The following is a 13,084-nucleotide window of genomic DNA, read 5'->3' on the forward strand; positions in this document are numbered from 1 at the left end:
TGATGGCCCCTTGCCCGGCAGATCATGGATGTCGAAAGCCGCGCCTGCGGGCACGCCGCACCCAGCCATCGGCAGTGACGCAGGCTTCGCGCAGGTTCGCGCACCATTGCACCGCCCGCCGGCCCCCGCGTCCGGCAGCGCCCCATTCGCGCAGGACCGAATATTCGCCAAACAGGTTGTCCGTCACCTCGACCCGATAAAAGCGGGCGGGTGGGCCATCGCGGCGTGGGGCGTAAAGCACGGTGTGCAGCATCTGGCGTTCCTTCGACCCTTGTATCGAATCAGAAGCGCACCGGAAGGGGAAGCAGAAATTCAGCCCCAGGTCACGTCGCCAAGGAAGATGTAGCCCGCGCCATAGATCGTCTTGATCAGCCGCGGGTTCTTCGGATCTTCACCCAGCTTTGTGCGCAGGCGCGAAATCCGCACATCCATCGCTCGATCAAAGGTTTCGCCGGCGCCGCCGCCAAGCTGCTCCTGCATCTGCGCCCGGCTGATGAGGCGCTTCGGCGCTTCCAGAAACAACCGCAGCATCTCTGCCTCGGCGTGGGAAACAGGCACTTCCTCGCCTGACTGCGACTGCAGAAGGTAGCGATCGAAATGCGCGGTCCAGCCGTTGAACCTGGCGGTTCTGGCGGGCCGGTCGCTGTCGGTGCGGGACTTGCGCAGCCGGGCGCGGACGCGTGCCACGACTTCGGCGGGCTCGAACGGCTTGATGATGTAATCGTCGGCCCCCAATTCGAGCCCCGTCACCCGGTCCTGAACCTGTGCGCGCCCCGAGATGATGATGATCGCGGCGCCGCTTTCCAGCGCGAGCCGATGCACCAGCGCCAGCCCGTCCCGATCGGGCAGGCCCAGATCCACCAGGCAGACATCCGGAGCCGTTCGCTTGAGTGCGGCCTCGAACTCGGTTGCGCGCCCGAAGCTTGACGTTCGGAACCCCGCATCTTCGAGTGCGAGTGCCAGCATCCGGCGGATTTCGGGTTCGTCATCCAGAATGGCCACATGGGCCGGGGGGCAGGACGGGTCGGTCATGACGTCTCCGGGGCGATGAAGGCCGACAGGACAGCGGCGTCAAAGGGCTTGGCCAGAACCGGGCAAACCTGCTGTGCGCGCTGCCGCAATGGATCGGACGCCGGAAGTGCCGTCATCAGGCGCAAAACCGGCGCATCCGGGCGGCGGGCGATCCGCTCGGCCAGCTCTGCGCCGCTGATCATTCCCGGCAGGTTGAGATCGGACAGCACCATGTCGATGCCGGGCAGTTCCGACAGGGTCAACGCCTCATCGCCGGTTGCAGCTTCGATCACCGAATGGCCGAGCGCGCAGAGCATCCCGCGCAGGCTGGTCCGGATTGTCTCGTCATCCTCGACCAATAGCACCAGCATAGGCCGCAGATCACTCTGCGCGCGGCGCAGAGGCAGGCGCAAGGTGACAACTGCCCCGTGGGCACTGTTGGACAGTGTCACGTTTCCCCCCGCCAGCGTCGTGAGATCGTAGACCATCGACAGGCCAAGACCGGTTCCCGCGGCGCCCTTGGTGGTGAAGAACGGATCAAGCGCGCGCGACAGCGCTTCGGGGCTGAAGCCGGGACCGGTATCCGAGACGCTGATTTCCAGCCAGGTCTCCCGCAGCGCCGTCGCGCTGATGCGGATCGCACCGGCCGCGCAACCGATCGCGTCGCGGGCATTCAGGATCAGATTCAGAAGCGAATCCTGCAGCGATCCGGCGTCAATCAGAAGCGGGCTGTCAAGCGTCCGGGCATCCACATCCAGGATCACGTCATTGGGCAGGGACGGCTGCGCAAGCGCGCGCAGATCCGCCAGAAACACGCGCAAGTCGGTGGCGACGGGGCGCATTTCGCGTCGCCCCGACAGCGCGGCAAGCCGGTCCAGAAGCACCCCGCCGCGCCGCGCCGCCACCTGGGTGGCGGCGACAAGCTCGGCCGCTGCAGCGTCAAGGCCGCTGCGGGACAGCCTGTCCTGAAGGCCAAGGATGATGGTCAGCAGGTTGCCGAAATCATGCGCAAGGCCGCTGGACAGCTGTGCGGCAAGTTCGCGCTTGCGCGTCTGCATGAGTGCGGCGCGCGCCTGCGTTTCTTCGGTTACGTCCATCGACAGGATATAGGCCCCGTTAACCGCACCCTGGGCATCACGGTCGGGAGTGAAGGCCGCGCGGATCCGGCGCCCGCTTTCGCCATGGGTGAACTCCTGCACGCTTGGCAGACCCGTCAGCGCCCGTTGCAAGGCCGGTTCAAGCTTTTCGAAGGCCTCTTCCCCCAGAGCGTCGCGCCAGTGCAAGCCAAGGATATCCGTCGGACGCCCCGGAATCACCGCTGACAGTCGCCGGTTCGAGTAGGTATAGCGCAAGTCCCGCCCGACATGGGCGATATGAGCCGGCATCATCTCGGTGGTCAGGCGGATGCGCGCCTCGGCTTCGGTCAGGTCGCGCTTGGCTTCTTCAAGCGCGGCATTGGTTGCGGCCAGCGCGCGGTTCGCCTGGGAAAGCCGTTCGGCATGGGTCAGCAGCTGGCCCGACAGCTCTTCCGAGCGGGCGCGCAGCAAGGCTTCCTGATGCTTGATCTCGGTGATGTCGGTGTAGACGGTGACCCAGCCACCCTGGGCCAGCGGCGCTCCCTCGACCGAGATCCAGCGCCCGTTCGGCCGTTGCCGTTCCATGTAATGGGGCTGGAAGGTGCGCGCTGCCTCCACCCTCTGGGCGACGGCCTGGTCAGGGTCGGCGACGGGGCCGTACTCGCCGCGTTGGACCAGATGGCGGATCGTGTCCTCAAAGGCTGCGCCCGGCTGATAAAGGGCGTCGGGAAGGTCGAACATTTCAGCGAATCGGGCATTGCTGGCGGCCAGCCGCAGATCACGATCATAGATGGACAGTGCCTGCTGAATCAGGTTCAGGCCCGATTGCATCAACTTTGACCGATCGGTGTCCATCCCGGCCCTCCCCATGTCTGGGTAGCATCACAAAAGGCCCGGGGCCAAGCCAAGTTTCGTGCCAGGTTCCGGAACGGGTTTCTGCTGTTACAATTTGCAGGAATTGCGACAAACTCCGGCAAAGGTTCAGACCGAGCCTGAGAATGTGCAGCAGATGGGAGGAGAGCCTCTGCAGCACGATGCGGACGCGATCCGCAGGGAGGAGACAGTGATGGAGAATGCAGCGGCGCCCGGCGCCATGCAGTCCATTCCGGCCTTGCTGGCACGGAATGCGCGCGAACTGGGCGCGCAGACTGCCTATCGGGAAAAGGAATTCGGAATCTGGCAAAGCTGGAGCTGGGCCGAGGCCGCCGAGGAAATCCGCGCCATGGCGCTGGGCTTTCTGGCTCTTGGCATGGAAGAGGGTGACCATGTGGCCATTATCGGGCGCAACCGGCCTGCCCTTTACTGGTCGATCGTGGCAGCGCAGTCGGTGGGCGCTGTTCCGGTGCCGCTTTATCAGGATGCCGGCGCAGAAGAGATGGCCTATGTGCTGGAGCATTGCGGTGCGCGTTTCGTCGTCGCCGGCGATCAGGAACAGGTCGACAAGGTCATCGAGGTTCAGGCACAGGTGCCCTGCATCGAGCAGATCCTGTATCTTGATCGGCGCGGGATGCGGAAATACGACCATTCCCGCATGAACGCGCTGGCGGATGTTCAGGCCGAGGGGAGGGCGGGGCACTACCGCTTCGACGCCGAGCTTGACCGGCGCACTGCCGCCCTGAGCTATGACAGCACCTGCGTGATGCTCTACACCTCGGGCACGACCGGACGGCCGAAAGGGGTGGTTCTGTCGAACCGCAACATCATCGAGACGGCGCGCAATTCCTCTGCGTTCGATAGCCTGTCCGCGCGGGACGAGGTGCTGGCCTATCTGCCGATGGCCTGGGTGGGCGATTTCATCTTCTCGGTCGGGCAGGCCTACTGGACAGGCTTTTGCGTGAACTGCCCCGAAAGCCCCGAGACAATGATGACCGACCTGCGCGAGATCGGGCCGACCTATTACTTTGCGCCGCCGCGCATCTTCGAGACCCAGTTGACCAGCGTGATGATCCGGATGGAGGATGCGGGGCGGCTGAAGAAATGGCTTTTCGTTCATTTCATGGCCCATGCCCGCCGCGTCGGGCCGCAGATCCTGGACGGCAAGCCTGTGGCGGTGCTGGACCGGCTGAAATACCGGCTGGGCGATCTGCTGGTCTATGGCCCTCTCAAGAACACGCTCGGCTTTTCGCGGGTGCGTGTGGGCTATACCGCCGGTGAGGCGATCGGCCCCGAGATCTTCGATTTCTACCGGAGCCTCGGGATCAACCTCAAGCAGCTTTACGGGCAGACAGAGGCCTCGGTCTTCATCACCCAGCAGCCGGACGGCGAGGTGCGCTCGGACACGGTTGGCGTGCCCAGCCCGGGGGTGGAGGTTCGCATCGCGGAGACGGGAGAGGTTTTCTATCGCAGCGCCGGAACCTTCGTCGAATATTACAAGAATCCTGAAAGCACCGCCTCGACCAAGGATCCCGAAGGCTGGGTGGCGACCGGGGACGCGGGCTTTTTCGAGGAAGGTAGCGGCCATCTGCGAATTATCGACCGCGCGAAGGATGTGGGCCGAATGGCCAATGGCAGCCTTTTCGCGCCGAAATATGTGGAAAACAAGCTCAAGTTCTTCCCGAACGTGCTGGAAGCAGTGGTCTTTGGCAATGGCCGCGAGATGTGCTGCGCCTTCATCAACATCGATCTTGCTGCGGTGGGCAACTGGGCCGAACGCAACAATATCGCCTATGCGAGCTATCAGGAACTCGCCGGTCACCCTCAGGTCTTGGCGACCGTCCAGCAGCATGTGGAAGAGGTGAACAGATCGGTTGCGGAGGATCCGATGCTGGCGGGCTGCCAGATCCACCGTTTTCTTGTGCTGCACAAGGAACTGGATGCCGATGATGGCGAGCTGACCCGCACCCGCAAGGTGCGCCGCCGGATCATCGAGGAAAAATACGCCGATCTGATCGCGGCCCTTTACGATGGGTCAAAGCGCGTCAGCACCCGGACCGAGGTGACCTATGAAGACGGGCGCAAGGGCCATATCACGGCCACACTTGAACTGCGCGATGCCGCGATCATGCCCGGTCTGCAACGGAGGGAGGCGGCATGAGCCTGTTGGAGGGTCATATCACGGCCGATGGCCGCAAGATCGGCGGCGTGCTGATGGAGATGAAGAACATCACCCTGCGTTTCGGCGGTGTGGTGGCGATCAAGGACATCAGCTTCGACATTCGCGAAGGCGAAATTCGCGCCATCATCGGACCGAACGGCGCGGGCAAGTCCTCGATGCTCAACGTCATCTCGGGGTTCTATCACCCCCAGGAGGGCGAGGTGCTGTTCCGCGGCGCCAAACGCGCCCCGATGAAGCCTTATGAGGTGGCGCGCCAGGGCATCGCCCGGACGTTCCAGAACATCGCGCTGTTCGAAGGCATGACCGTTCTCGACAACATCATGACCGGGCGGCTGAACCACATGAAGGCCGGAATGCTGTCGCAGGCCATGTGGTGGGGCCGCGCGGCGCGCGAGGAGGCCGAGAACCGCGAGAAGGTCGAGAAGGTCATCGACTTTCTGGAGATCCAGCACATCCGCAAGACGCCGGTCGGCCGTCTGCCCTACGGGCTCAAGAAGCGGGTGGAACTGGCACGGGCGCTTGCGGCCGAACCGATGCTTCTGCTGCTCGACGAACCGATGGCGGGCATGAACGTCGAGGAGAAGGAGGACATGTGCCGTTTCATCCTGGATGTGAACGACGAATTCGGCACCACCATTGCCCTGATCGAACATGACATGGGCGTGGTGATGGACCTGAGCGACCGGGTTGTCGTGATGGATTACGGCAAGAAGATCGGCGATGGCACGCCCGACGAGGTGCGTAACAACGAGGCGGTTATCAACGCCTACCTGGGGGTGGCCCATGACTGATTGCAGAAACGGAGGGCGTCATGCCTGATCAGGTTCTTTTCGCGATCGAGGTGATGCTGAACGGGCTGATGGCCGGGGTCATGTATGCGCTGGTGGCGCTGGGATTCGTGCTGATCTTCAAGGCCAGCGGCATCTTCAATTTTGCCCAGGGCGTCATGGCGCTTTTTGCGGCGCTGACGCTGGTTGGGTTCCAGTCGGGGCAGATCCCCTTCGCACATCTGATCAATGCGATCTTCGGCACGCGGCTGCATCATTTCGGCTTCACAATGCCGACGGTGCTGGCGATCCTCGGGACGATGGCGGTGATGGTGCTGTTCGCCTTTCTGGTCGAGCGGCTGGTGCTCAAGCATCTGGTCAACCAGCCTGCCATTATCCTCTTCATGGCGACGATCGGGCTGGCATGGTTTCTTGAGGGGCTGGGCGACATCATGTGGGGCGCCGAGATCAAGCGCCTTGATGTGGGTCTGCCCATGGGCATGTCGGGCCTGATCGACGAGGTGACCTACAACTGGTTCGGCTATGGCTTCTACATCGACCGGCTGGATATCGTGGCGGCGATGGTGGCCGCCGTGCTGGTGGTCGCGCTGACGCTGTTTTCTCAGTACACCAAGCAGGGGCGCGCCCTGCGGGCGGTGGCGGATGATCACCAGGCGGCCCTGTCGGTCGGGATCAGCCTGCGGGCGATCTGGGTTCTGGTCTGGTCGATCTCCGGGTTCGTGGCCCTTGTGGCGGGCATCATGTGGGGCGCCAAGTCGGGGGTGCAGTTCTCCCTGTCGCTCATCGCGCTGAAGGCGCTGCCGGTGCTGATGCTGGGCGGGTTCACCTCGATTCCCGGGGCGATTGTCGGCGGGTTGATCATCGGCGTGGGCGAAAAGCTGTTCGAGTTTACCGTCGGGCCCATGATCGGTGGGGCCACTGAAAACTGGTTCGCCTATATGCTCGCGCTCGTGTTCCTCGTGTTCCGGCCGCAGGGTCTCTTTGGCGAAAAGATCATCGAGAGGGTCTGACATGATTTACCGTGAAGCCGGCGATTTCAAGACAAGCTACCTGGCCGACAGCCAGACCTTCCCGATCCGCTTTGACCGATATGGCTATTACCTGCTGCTGGCAGTGGCCTTCGGTGTGGTGCCGTTCTTCATCAATGACTACTGGGCCAATGCGGTTCTGGTGCCATTCCTGATCTATGCGATTGCAGCCATCGGGTTGAACATCCTGACCGGGTATTGCGGACAGGTGAGCCTTGGCACGGGCGGGTTCATGGCGGTGGGCGCCTACAGCTGCTTCAAGCTGATGACATCATTCCCTGATCTGAACCTGCTGTTCTGTGTTCTCCTCGGGGGGATCATCACTGCGGCCGTTGGGGTTCTGTTCGGGTTGCCGTCGTTGCGGATCAAGGGGTTCTACCTGGCGGTGGCGACCCTGGCTGCGCAGTTCTTCCTGGTCTGGCTGTTCAACAAGGTGCCGTGGTTCTACAATTATTCGGCCTCGGGCCAGATCAATGCGCCGACGCGGTCGCTGTTCGGAATCATCCTGACTGGCCCACGGACCGAGGCCTGGGCGAAATACCTCTTCTGTCTGATCATCCTGCTTGCAGTGGCCTGGGTTGCCCGTAACCTCACGCGCGGTGCAATCGGGCGCAGCTGGATGGCGATCCGTGACATGGACATCGCGGCCGAGATCATCGGGGTCAACCCGCTCAAGGCCAAATTGACAGCCTTCGCCGTTTCATCCTTCTTCATCGGAATTGCCGGTGCGTTGTTCTTCGCGGTCTACCTTGGCGCGGCGGAAGTGGGCGAGGCGTTCGGGATCGACAAGTCGTTCCTTGTGCTGTTCATGATCATCATCGGCGGGCTGGGGTCGATGTTCGGCTCCTTCGCCGGCGCGGCGTTTCTTGTCCTGCTGCCCGTCTTTCTGAAGAACCTTCTGGTGGGCGGGCTCGGCTGGCCGACCGATCTGGCCGCGCATTTCGAGATCATCATCGTCGGTGCGCTGATCATCCTGTTCCTGATCCTCGAGCCGCACGGGCTGGCGCAGCTCTGGCGGGTCATCAAGGAAAAGCTTCGCCTCTGGCCCTTCCCGCACTAGCGGCGGGCCCAATCACACGATCATCCTGGGGAGGAATATCCATGAGACTGACACGACTGGCCGCGGCGGCCCTTGCCGTGACACTGGCTTCGGGACCGGCACTTGCCGATCTGGTGATTCCCTCGCTGAGCTATCGCACCGGGCCGTTCGCCGCCGGCGGCATCCCGTTTGCCGACGGCTACGCGGATTACATGACGCTGATCAACGAACGGGACGGCGGAGTGGGCGGCATCCGCATTCGCGTGCCGGAATGCGAGACCGCGTATAACACCGAACGCGGCGTAGAATGCTACGAGGCGCTGCGCGGTGAAAACCCGCTGGTGCACCAGCCCTTGTCGACTGGCATCACCTACCAGCTGATCCCGCGCATGACGCAGGATGACGTGCCGCTGCACACGATGGGATACGGGCGCACCTCGGCGGTGAACGGGCGGGTGTTCAGCCATGTGTTCAACTATCCCGCCAACTACTGGGACGGCGCCTCGGTCATCATCAACTACCTGCTGGAGGAAAACGGCGGCGATCTCTCGGGCAAGAAGATCGCGCTGATCTACCACAACTCGGCCTATGGCCGCGAGCCGATCCGCACGCTGGAGGAGCTGGCGGCAAAGCACGGCTATGCCCTGACCACGATTGCAGTGGACAGCCCCGGACAGGAACAGGCCTCGCAATGGCTGCAGATCCGGCGCGAGCGCCCTGATTATGTGGTGATGTGGGGCTGGGGAGTGATGAACCAGGTGGCAATTCAGGAGGCCGCGAACATCCGGTTTCCAATGGAGAACTTCATCGGCGTCTGGTGGTCCGGGTCGGAACAGGATGTCATCCCGGCGGGTCAGGCCGCCCATGGCTACAAGTCGCTCGCGATGCACGGCACCGGCCGGGACTATCCGATCTATGACGACATTCAGACCTATGTCGTGGATCGCGGTCTTGCGGCCGGCGCCGGTGATGGCGTGGGTACCGTGCTTTATTCCCGCGGCATGTACGCGGCGATGCTTGCCGTCGAGGCGGTGAAGAAGGCGCAGGAGATCCACGGCGTTGCCCAGATCACGCCGGCGATGATGCGCGATGGCATGGAGGCGCTGGAGATAACCGAAGAGCTGATGGCCGATCTGGGCCTTCCCAACTTCGGCCCGGCCTTCACGGTGACTTGCGAAAACCACGGCGGCACCGGGGAGGCGATGATCCAGCAATGGGATGCCGAAGCGCGTCAGTGGAACCTGATCACCGACTGGATCGCACCTGACCGCGACCTGATCATGCAGTTGGTCGAGGAAGATTCGATGGCCTATGCCACAGAGAACAACATCGAACTGCGCTGCAACTGACGACGATCTCCCGGCGCGGGGTTTTCGCGCCGGGCTTTCCCTGGAGGATCGACCATGCTTGACGCAGGACAGACGCGGACGCCTCTGCTCGAGGTCAACAATATCGAGGTGATCTACAATCACGTAATTCTCGTGCTGAAGGGGGTCAGCCTTTCGGTGCCGAAGGGGGCGATCACCGCCCTTCTGGGTGGCAACGGCGCAGGCAAGACCACGACGCTCAAGGCCATATCGAACCTTCTTCATTCGGAGCGGGGCGAGGTGACCAAGGGCTCCATCCTGTATCAGGGCGAACGCGTTCAGGATCTGGGCCCTGCGGAGCTGGTCAAGAAGGGTGTCATCCAGGTCATGGAGGGCCGCCACTGCTTCGAGCATCTGACGGTCGAGGAGAACCTGTTGACCGGAGCCTTCACCCGCCGCGACGGAAAGGCCGCCGTTCAGCGTGATCTGGAGATGGTCTATGACTATTTTCCCCGTCTGCGAGAGCGGCGCAAAAGTCAGGCCGGCTATACCTCGGGCGGGGAACAGCAGATGACGGCGATCGGCCGCGCGCTGATGAGCCGCCCCGAGATGATCCTGCTGGACGAACCCTCGATGGGCCTGGCGCCGCAGCTGGTCGAGCAGATCTTCGAGATCGTGCGTGCGGTGAACGAACAGGAGGGGGTGACCTTCCTGCTGGCCGAGCAAAACACCAACGTCGCGCTGCGCTACGCCCATACCGGCTACATCCTCGAGTCGGGGCGGGTGGTGATGGAGGGCAGTGCGCAGGACCTGCGCGAGAATCCCGACGTGAAGGAATTCTATCTGGGTATGGCTGAAGAAGGGCGCCGCAGTTTCCGCGATGTCCGCAGCTATCGCCGGCGGAAGCGCTGGCTGAGCTGAGGACGACAGGAACAACGGCAAGGGCGGAAACGAGCATCATGACACACCATTTCGACACTCTGGAAACCCGCAGCGCCGATGCGCGTGCCGCAGATCTTGCGCGCCGCCTGCCCGAACAGATCGCCCGCGCTCGTCAAACCCGCGCATTCGCCGCGCTTCTGGCCGATGTGGACCCCGCGTCAATTACCGACCCGGCTGCCCTTGCCCGACTGCCGGTCATCCGGAAATCGGAACTGGGCCGGGCTCAGGCCGAATCCCCGCCGCTGGGCGGCTTTACCCTGCGGCCGGCTCAGGATTTCGACCACGTCTTCCAGTCGCCCGGGCCGATCTACGAGCCTGGCCGGGTCGCTCCGGACTGGTGGCGCCTTGGCCGGTTTCTGCGCGCCTGTGGAATCGGTCGCGGTGACATCGTGCAGAACTGCTTCTCTTATCATCTGACGCCGGCAGGAATGATGTTCGAAAGCGGAGCACGCGCTGTCGGCGCAGCCGTGCTGCCCGCCGGCACCGGGCAGACGGAGCTTCAGGTGCGCGCCGCGGTGGATATCGGCACGACGGCCTATGCCGGCACGCCCGACTATCTCAGGGTGCTGCTGGATCGCGCCGAAGAAATGGGGGAACGGCTTCGTATCACCAAGGCGGCAGTGGGGGGCGGGGCGCTGTTTCCCAGTCTTCGCCGCGATTATGCTGATCGTGGGATCAGCTGCCTGCAATGCTATGCGACCGCCGATCTGGGCAACATCGCCTACGAATCGGACGCGCAGGAGGGGATGATCGTCGACGAGGGCGTAATCGTCGAGATCGTCCGCCCCGGTACCGGGATTCCCGTTCCTGAGGGCGAGGTGGGAGAAGTGGTCGTGACGACGCTCAACCCGGATTATCCGCTGATCCGCTTTGCCACAGGGGATCTGTCGGCGGTCATGCCGGGCGTCAGTCCCTGCGGGCGCAGCAACATGCGAATCCGAGGCTGGATGGGGCGCGCCGACCAGACCACCAAGATCAAGGGCATGTTCGTGCGACCGGAACAGGTGGCGGCCTTCGTCGCCAAGCATGGAGAGATCGCACGGGCAAGGGTCATCGCAACCCGGGAAGGAGAGATGGACGTGATGACCGTCCATGTCGAAACCCCGGCTCAGGACGCAGCGCCCTATGAGGGTTCGGTCTACGAGGCCCTGAAGCTGCGGGGGCGGGTGGTTGTTGTGCCCCCCGGGACATTGCCGAACGACGGCAAGGTGATCGAGGATCAGCGTCGCTACGACTGAAGGCAGCGGGGCTTCCAGAGGCATGTGGTCGCGGTCGGACCCGCGGCCATTGATCTTCCAGAAACAAAAAGACCGCCCGTTTCTGGGGCGGTCTTTTCAAAAATCCGTCTCGCGGTCTCAGCCCTGGCGGGCCTTGAAGCGCTTTTGCGTCTTGTTGATGATATAGACGCGGCCCTTACGGCGCACGACCTGACAGTCGCGGTGACGCAACTTCAGCGAGCGGAGCGAGTTTTTGACCTTCATCGGTCTTCTCCTTCATCGCGGCGCGCGTGCGCCTTGAAAAAAATGTGCCCCCAAGGGGGGCGATGGTGGGCGCGACAGGGATCGAACCTGTGACCCCTACGATGTCAACGTAGTGCTCTACCGCTGAGCTACGCGCCCCAATCGCTGATCTGCCAGTTCCACACGGTGATGGCGCGGGCAGCTCCGCGTCGGTTCGCAGGTCTTTAAAAGGAATCGCAGGACTGTTCAAGAGGTTTTGGCAAAGGAAATAATCGCGCTACCATGAAGGCCATTGGAGGACCGCGCATGCATGGCCACGCCTTTCGTCTTGAACTGCCCGAAAGCATCACAACCAGCGCCGTGTTTGCCTCTCCGCACAGTGGTCGCGACTATCCCCCCGCGTTTCTTTCGCGCAGCATTCTTGATGCCCATGCGGTGCGGTCGTCCGAGGATGCGTTCATGGACTGGCTGGTGGCGGATGCGCCGGCCTGTGGCGCGCCCTTGTTGCTTGCGATGGCGCCGCGCGCCTATGTCGATCTGAATCGCAGTTCGGACGAGCTTGACCCGGCGTTGATCGAAGGGCTCCGACGGTCGATGCCCAATCCGCGGATCAGTTCGGGCCTGGGGGTGATTCCCCGGGTCGTGTCAAACGGCCGGGCCATCTACCGCGGCAAGCTGACTCTCGCAGAAGCTGAAGAACGGTTGCAAAAGGTGTGGCATCCCTACCATGCCGCCCTTCAGGGGCTTCTTCAGGATCAGATCAATCGCTTTGGCGAAGCGATCCTCTTTGATATGCACTCGATGCCACACGATGCCATCGCTTCCTATGGGCAACGGGGCAGGGCAATCCCCGAGGTGGTGATCGGCGACAGGTTCGGCGCCTCGGCAGCGGGTTGGATCGTCGATGCAGTGGAGAGGGTGTTCGCGGAGTCAGGCTTGCGAACCGCGCGCAATGCACCTTTCGCCGGCGCTTTCGTCACGCAACACTACGGGCGCCCGTCCAAGCGCCAACATGTCGTCCAGATCGAAATCGACAGGGCGCTTTACATGAATGAGGGAACGCTTGAACTGCGGCCGGCCTTCGCCGCTGTGCAGCGCACGATGGGTCGGATCGTGGCCGCGCTGGCCGAGATCGGCCGCCGCGAGTCGCGTCTTGCGGCGGCCGAGTAGAGGCGCACGACCGATTCCGATGCACCGGTGGAGCGGCGAAGGATCGACAGACCAGTTCGCGCTGCGGCGGCGCCAATGAAACAAGGGGGTTCGGAGCGAATGTGAAGTTTTTGCATTTTTCCTCTTGCGGATATTTGTTGTGGTTCGTAAATACCGCTTCACCGAGACGGACGGTAGCGGGTTGGAGCGGTTGCTCTGGTTGGTTGTC

At 62.9% G+C, this 13,084-nt stretch carries 12 protein-coding genes and 1 tRNA gene; 8 read left to right on the forward strand and 5 right to left on the reverse strand.

Going from position 1 to position 13,084, the window contains the following annotated elements:
- Positions 1-22: 22 nt before the first annotated feature.
- Genes ACFQXB_RS16280 through ACFQXB_RS16290 form a run of 3 tightly spaced genes read right to left on the reverse strand, consistent with a single transcriptional unit; the run spans position 23 to position 2,942 of the window.
- The gene (locus tag ACFQXB_RS16280; RefSeq protein ID WP_377405956.1) at positions 23-253 is read right to left on the reverse strand and encodes a WGR domain-containing protein; all 231 of its coding nucleotides are present in this window, start codon (positions 251-253) and stop codon (positions 23-25) included.
- Positions 254-312: 59 nt separating this feature from the next.
- On the reverse strand, positions 313-1,032 hold the full coding sequence (locus ACFQXB_RS16285; protein WP_377405958.1) for a response regulator transcription factor: 720 nt from the start codon (positions 1,030-1,032) through the stop codon (positions 313-315).
- Positions 1,029-2,942, reverse strand: a complete 1,914-nt coding sequence (locus ACFQXB_RS16290; RefSeq protein WP_377405960.1) for a hybrid sensor histidine kinase/response regulator — start codon at positions 2,940-2,942, stop codon at positions 1,029-1,031. Before ACFQXB_RS16290 ends, ACFQXB_RS16285 begins: the two co-directional genes overlap by 4 nt.
- A 211-nt stretch (positions 2,943-3,153) precedes the next feature.
- On the opposite strand from ACFQXB_RS16290, the gene ACFQXB_RS16295 reads away from it, so the two are divergent.
- From ACFQXB_RS16295 to ACFQXB_RS16325, 7 genes are read left to right on the forward strand one after another with little or no spacing between them, the layout of a single operon-like run.
- On the forward strand, positions 3,154-5,121 hold the full coding sequence (locus ACFQXB_RS16295) for an AMP-binding protein (protein ID WP_377405962.1): 1,968 nt from the start codon (positions 3,154-3,156) through the stop codon (positions 5,119-5,121).
- Positions 5,118-5,933, forward strand: coding sequence for an ABC transporter ATP-binding protein (locus ACFQXB_RS16300; protein ID WP_377405964.1), 816 nt, complete (start codon positions 5,118-5,120; stop codon positions 5,931-5,933). The genes ACFQXB_RS16295 and ACFQXB_RS16300 overlap by 4 nt, the downstream gene beginning before the upstream one ends.
- Before the next feature lie 20 nt (positions 5,934-5,953).
- The gene (locus ACFQXB_RS16305; protein ID WP_377405966.1) at positions 5,954-6,940 is read left to right on the forward strand and encodes a branched-chain amino acid ABC transporter permease; all 987 of its coding nucleotides are present in this window, start codon (positions 5,954-5,956) and stop codon (positions 6,938-6,940) included.
- Between the two features lies 1 nt (position 6,941).
- Entirely contained in the window at positions 6,942-8,018 is a 1,077-nt protein-coding gene (locus ACFQXB_RS16310) for a branched-chain amino acid ABC transporter permease (protein WP_377405968.1), read from the forward strand.
- Between the two features lie 41 nt (positions 8,019-8,059).
- Positions 8,060-9,346, forward strand: coding sequence for an ABC transporter substrate-binding protein (locus tag ACFQXB_RS16315; protein ID WP_377405970.1), 1,287 nt, complete (start codon positions 8,060-8,062; stop codon positions 9,344-9,346).
- A gap of 54 nt (positions 9,347-9,400) precedes the next feature.
- Positions 9,401-10,225: an ABC transporter ATP-binding protein gene (locus ACFQXB_RS16320; RefSeq protein ID WP_377405972.1), complete on the forward strand. Its 825-nt coding sequence runs from the start codon at positions 9,401-9,403 to the stop codon at positions 10,223-10,225.
- 38 nt (positions 10,226-10,263) lie between these two features.
- Positions 10,264-11,484: a phenylacetate--CoA ligase family protein gene (locus ACFQXB_RS16325; RefSeq protein WP_377405974.1), complete on the forward strand. Its 1,221-nt coding sequence runs from the start codon at positions 10,264-10,266 to the stop codon at positions 11,482-11,484.
- 117 nt (positions 11,485-11,601) lie between these two features.
- On the opposite strand, the gene ykgO is transcribed toward ACFQXB_RS16325, so the two are convergent.
- A complete protein-coding gene (gene ykgO / locus ACFQXB_RS16330) occupies positions 11,602-11,727 on the reverse strand; it encodes a type B 50S ribosomal protein L36 (RefSeq protein ID WP_150422850.1) in 126 nt (41 codons plus the stop codon).
- 63 nt (positions 11,728-11,790) lie between these two features.
- Positions 11,791-11,865 (reverse strand) — tRNA-Val (locus ACFQXB_RS16335).
- Between the two features lie 147 nt (positions 11,866-12,012).
- Here ACFQXB_RS16335 and ACFQXB_RS16340 point away from each other — a divergent pair.
- Positions 12,013-12,876, forward strand: coding sequence for an N-formylglutamate amidohydrolase (locus tag ACFQXB_RS16340; protein WP_377405977.1), 864 nt, complete (start codon positions 12,013-12,015; stop codon positions 12,874-12,876).
- The last annotated feature ends 208 nt before the right edge of the window (positions 12,877-13,084 follow it).

This window comes from Halodurantibacterium daqingense (genome assembly GCF_042666235.1).
Taxonomy (GTDB): domain Bacteria; phylum Pseudomonadota; class Alphaproteobacteria; order Rhodobacterales; family Rhodobacteraceae; genus Halodurantibacterium; species Halodurantibacterium daqingensis.

Excerpts from the sequence above, each read along its gene's own strand:
- ACFQXB_RS16310 (WP_377405968.1), top strand. The coding sequence starts at position 6,942 with ATGATTTACCGTGAAGCCGGCGATTTCAAGACAAGCTACCTGGCCGAC.
- ACFQXB_RS16325 (WP_377405974.1), top strand. The coding sequence starts at position 10,264 with ATGACACACCATTTCGACACTCTGGAAACCCGCAGCGCCGATGCGCGT.
- ACFQXB_RS16320 (WP_377405972.1), top strand. The coding sequence starts at position 9,401 with ATGCTTGACGCAGGACAGACGCGGACGCCTCTGCTCGAGGTCAACAAT.
- ACFQXB_RS16300 (WP_377405964.1), top strand. The coding sequence starts at position 5,118 with ATGAGCCTGTTGGAGGGTCATATCACGGCCGATGGCCGCAAGATCGGC.
- ACFQXB_RS16315 (WP_377405970.1), top strand. The coding sequence starts at position 8,060 with ATGAGACTGACACGACTGGCCGCGGCGGCCCTTGCCGTGACACTGGCT.
- ACFQXB_RS16340 (WP_377405977.1), top strand. The coding sequence starts at position 12,013 with ATGCATGGCCACGCCTTTCGTCTTGAACTGCCCGAAAGCATCACAACC.
- ACFQXB_RS16305 (WP_377405966.1), top strand. The coding sequence starts at position 5,954 with ATGCCTGATCAGGTTCTTTTCGCGATCGAGGTGATGCTGAACGGGCTG.
- ACFQXB_RS16295 (WP_377405962.1), top strand. The coding sequence starts at position 3,154 with ATGGAGAATGCAGCGGCGCCCGGCGCCATGCAGTCCATTCCGGCCTTG.
- ACFQXB_RS16285 (WP_377405958.1), bottom strand. The coding sequence starts at position 1,032 with ATGACCGACCCGTCCTGCCCCCCGGCCCATGTGGCCATTCTGGATGAC.
- ykgO (WP_150422850.1), bottom strand. The coding sequence starts at position 11,727 with ATGAAGGTCAAAAACTCGCTCCGCTCGCTGAAGTTGCGTCACCGCGAC.
- ACFQXB_RS16280 (WP_377405956.1), bottom strand. The coding sequence starts at position 253 with ATGCTGCACACCGTGCTTTACGCCCCACGCCGCGATGGCCCACCCGCC.
- ACFQXB_RS16290 (WP_377405960.1), bottom strand. The coding sequence starts at position 2,942 with ATGGACACCGATCGGTCAAAGTTGATGCAATCGGGCCTGAACCTGATT.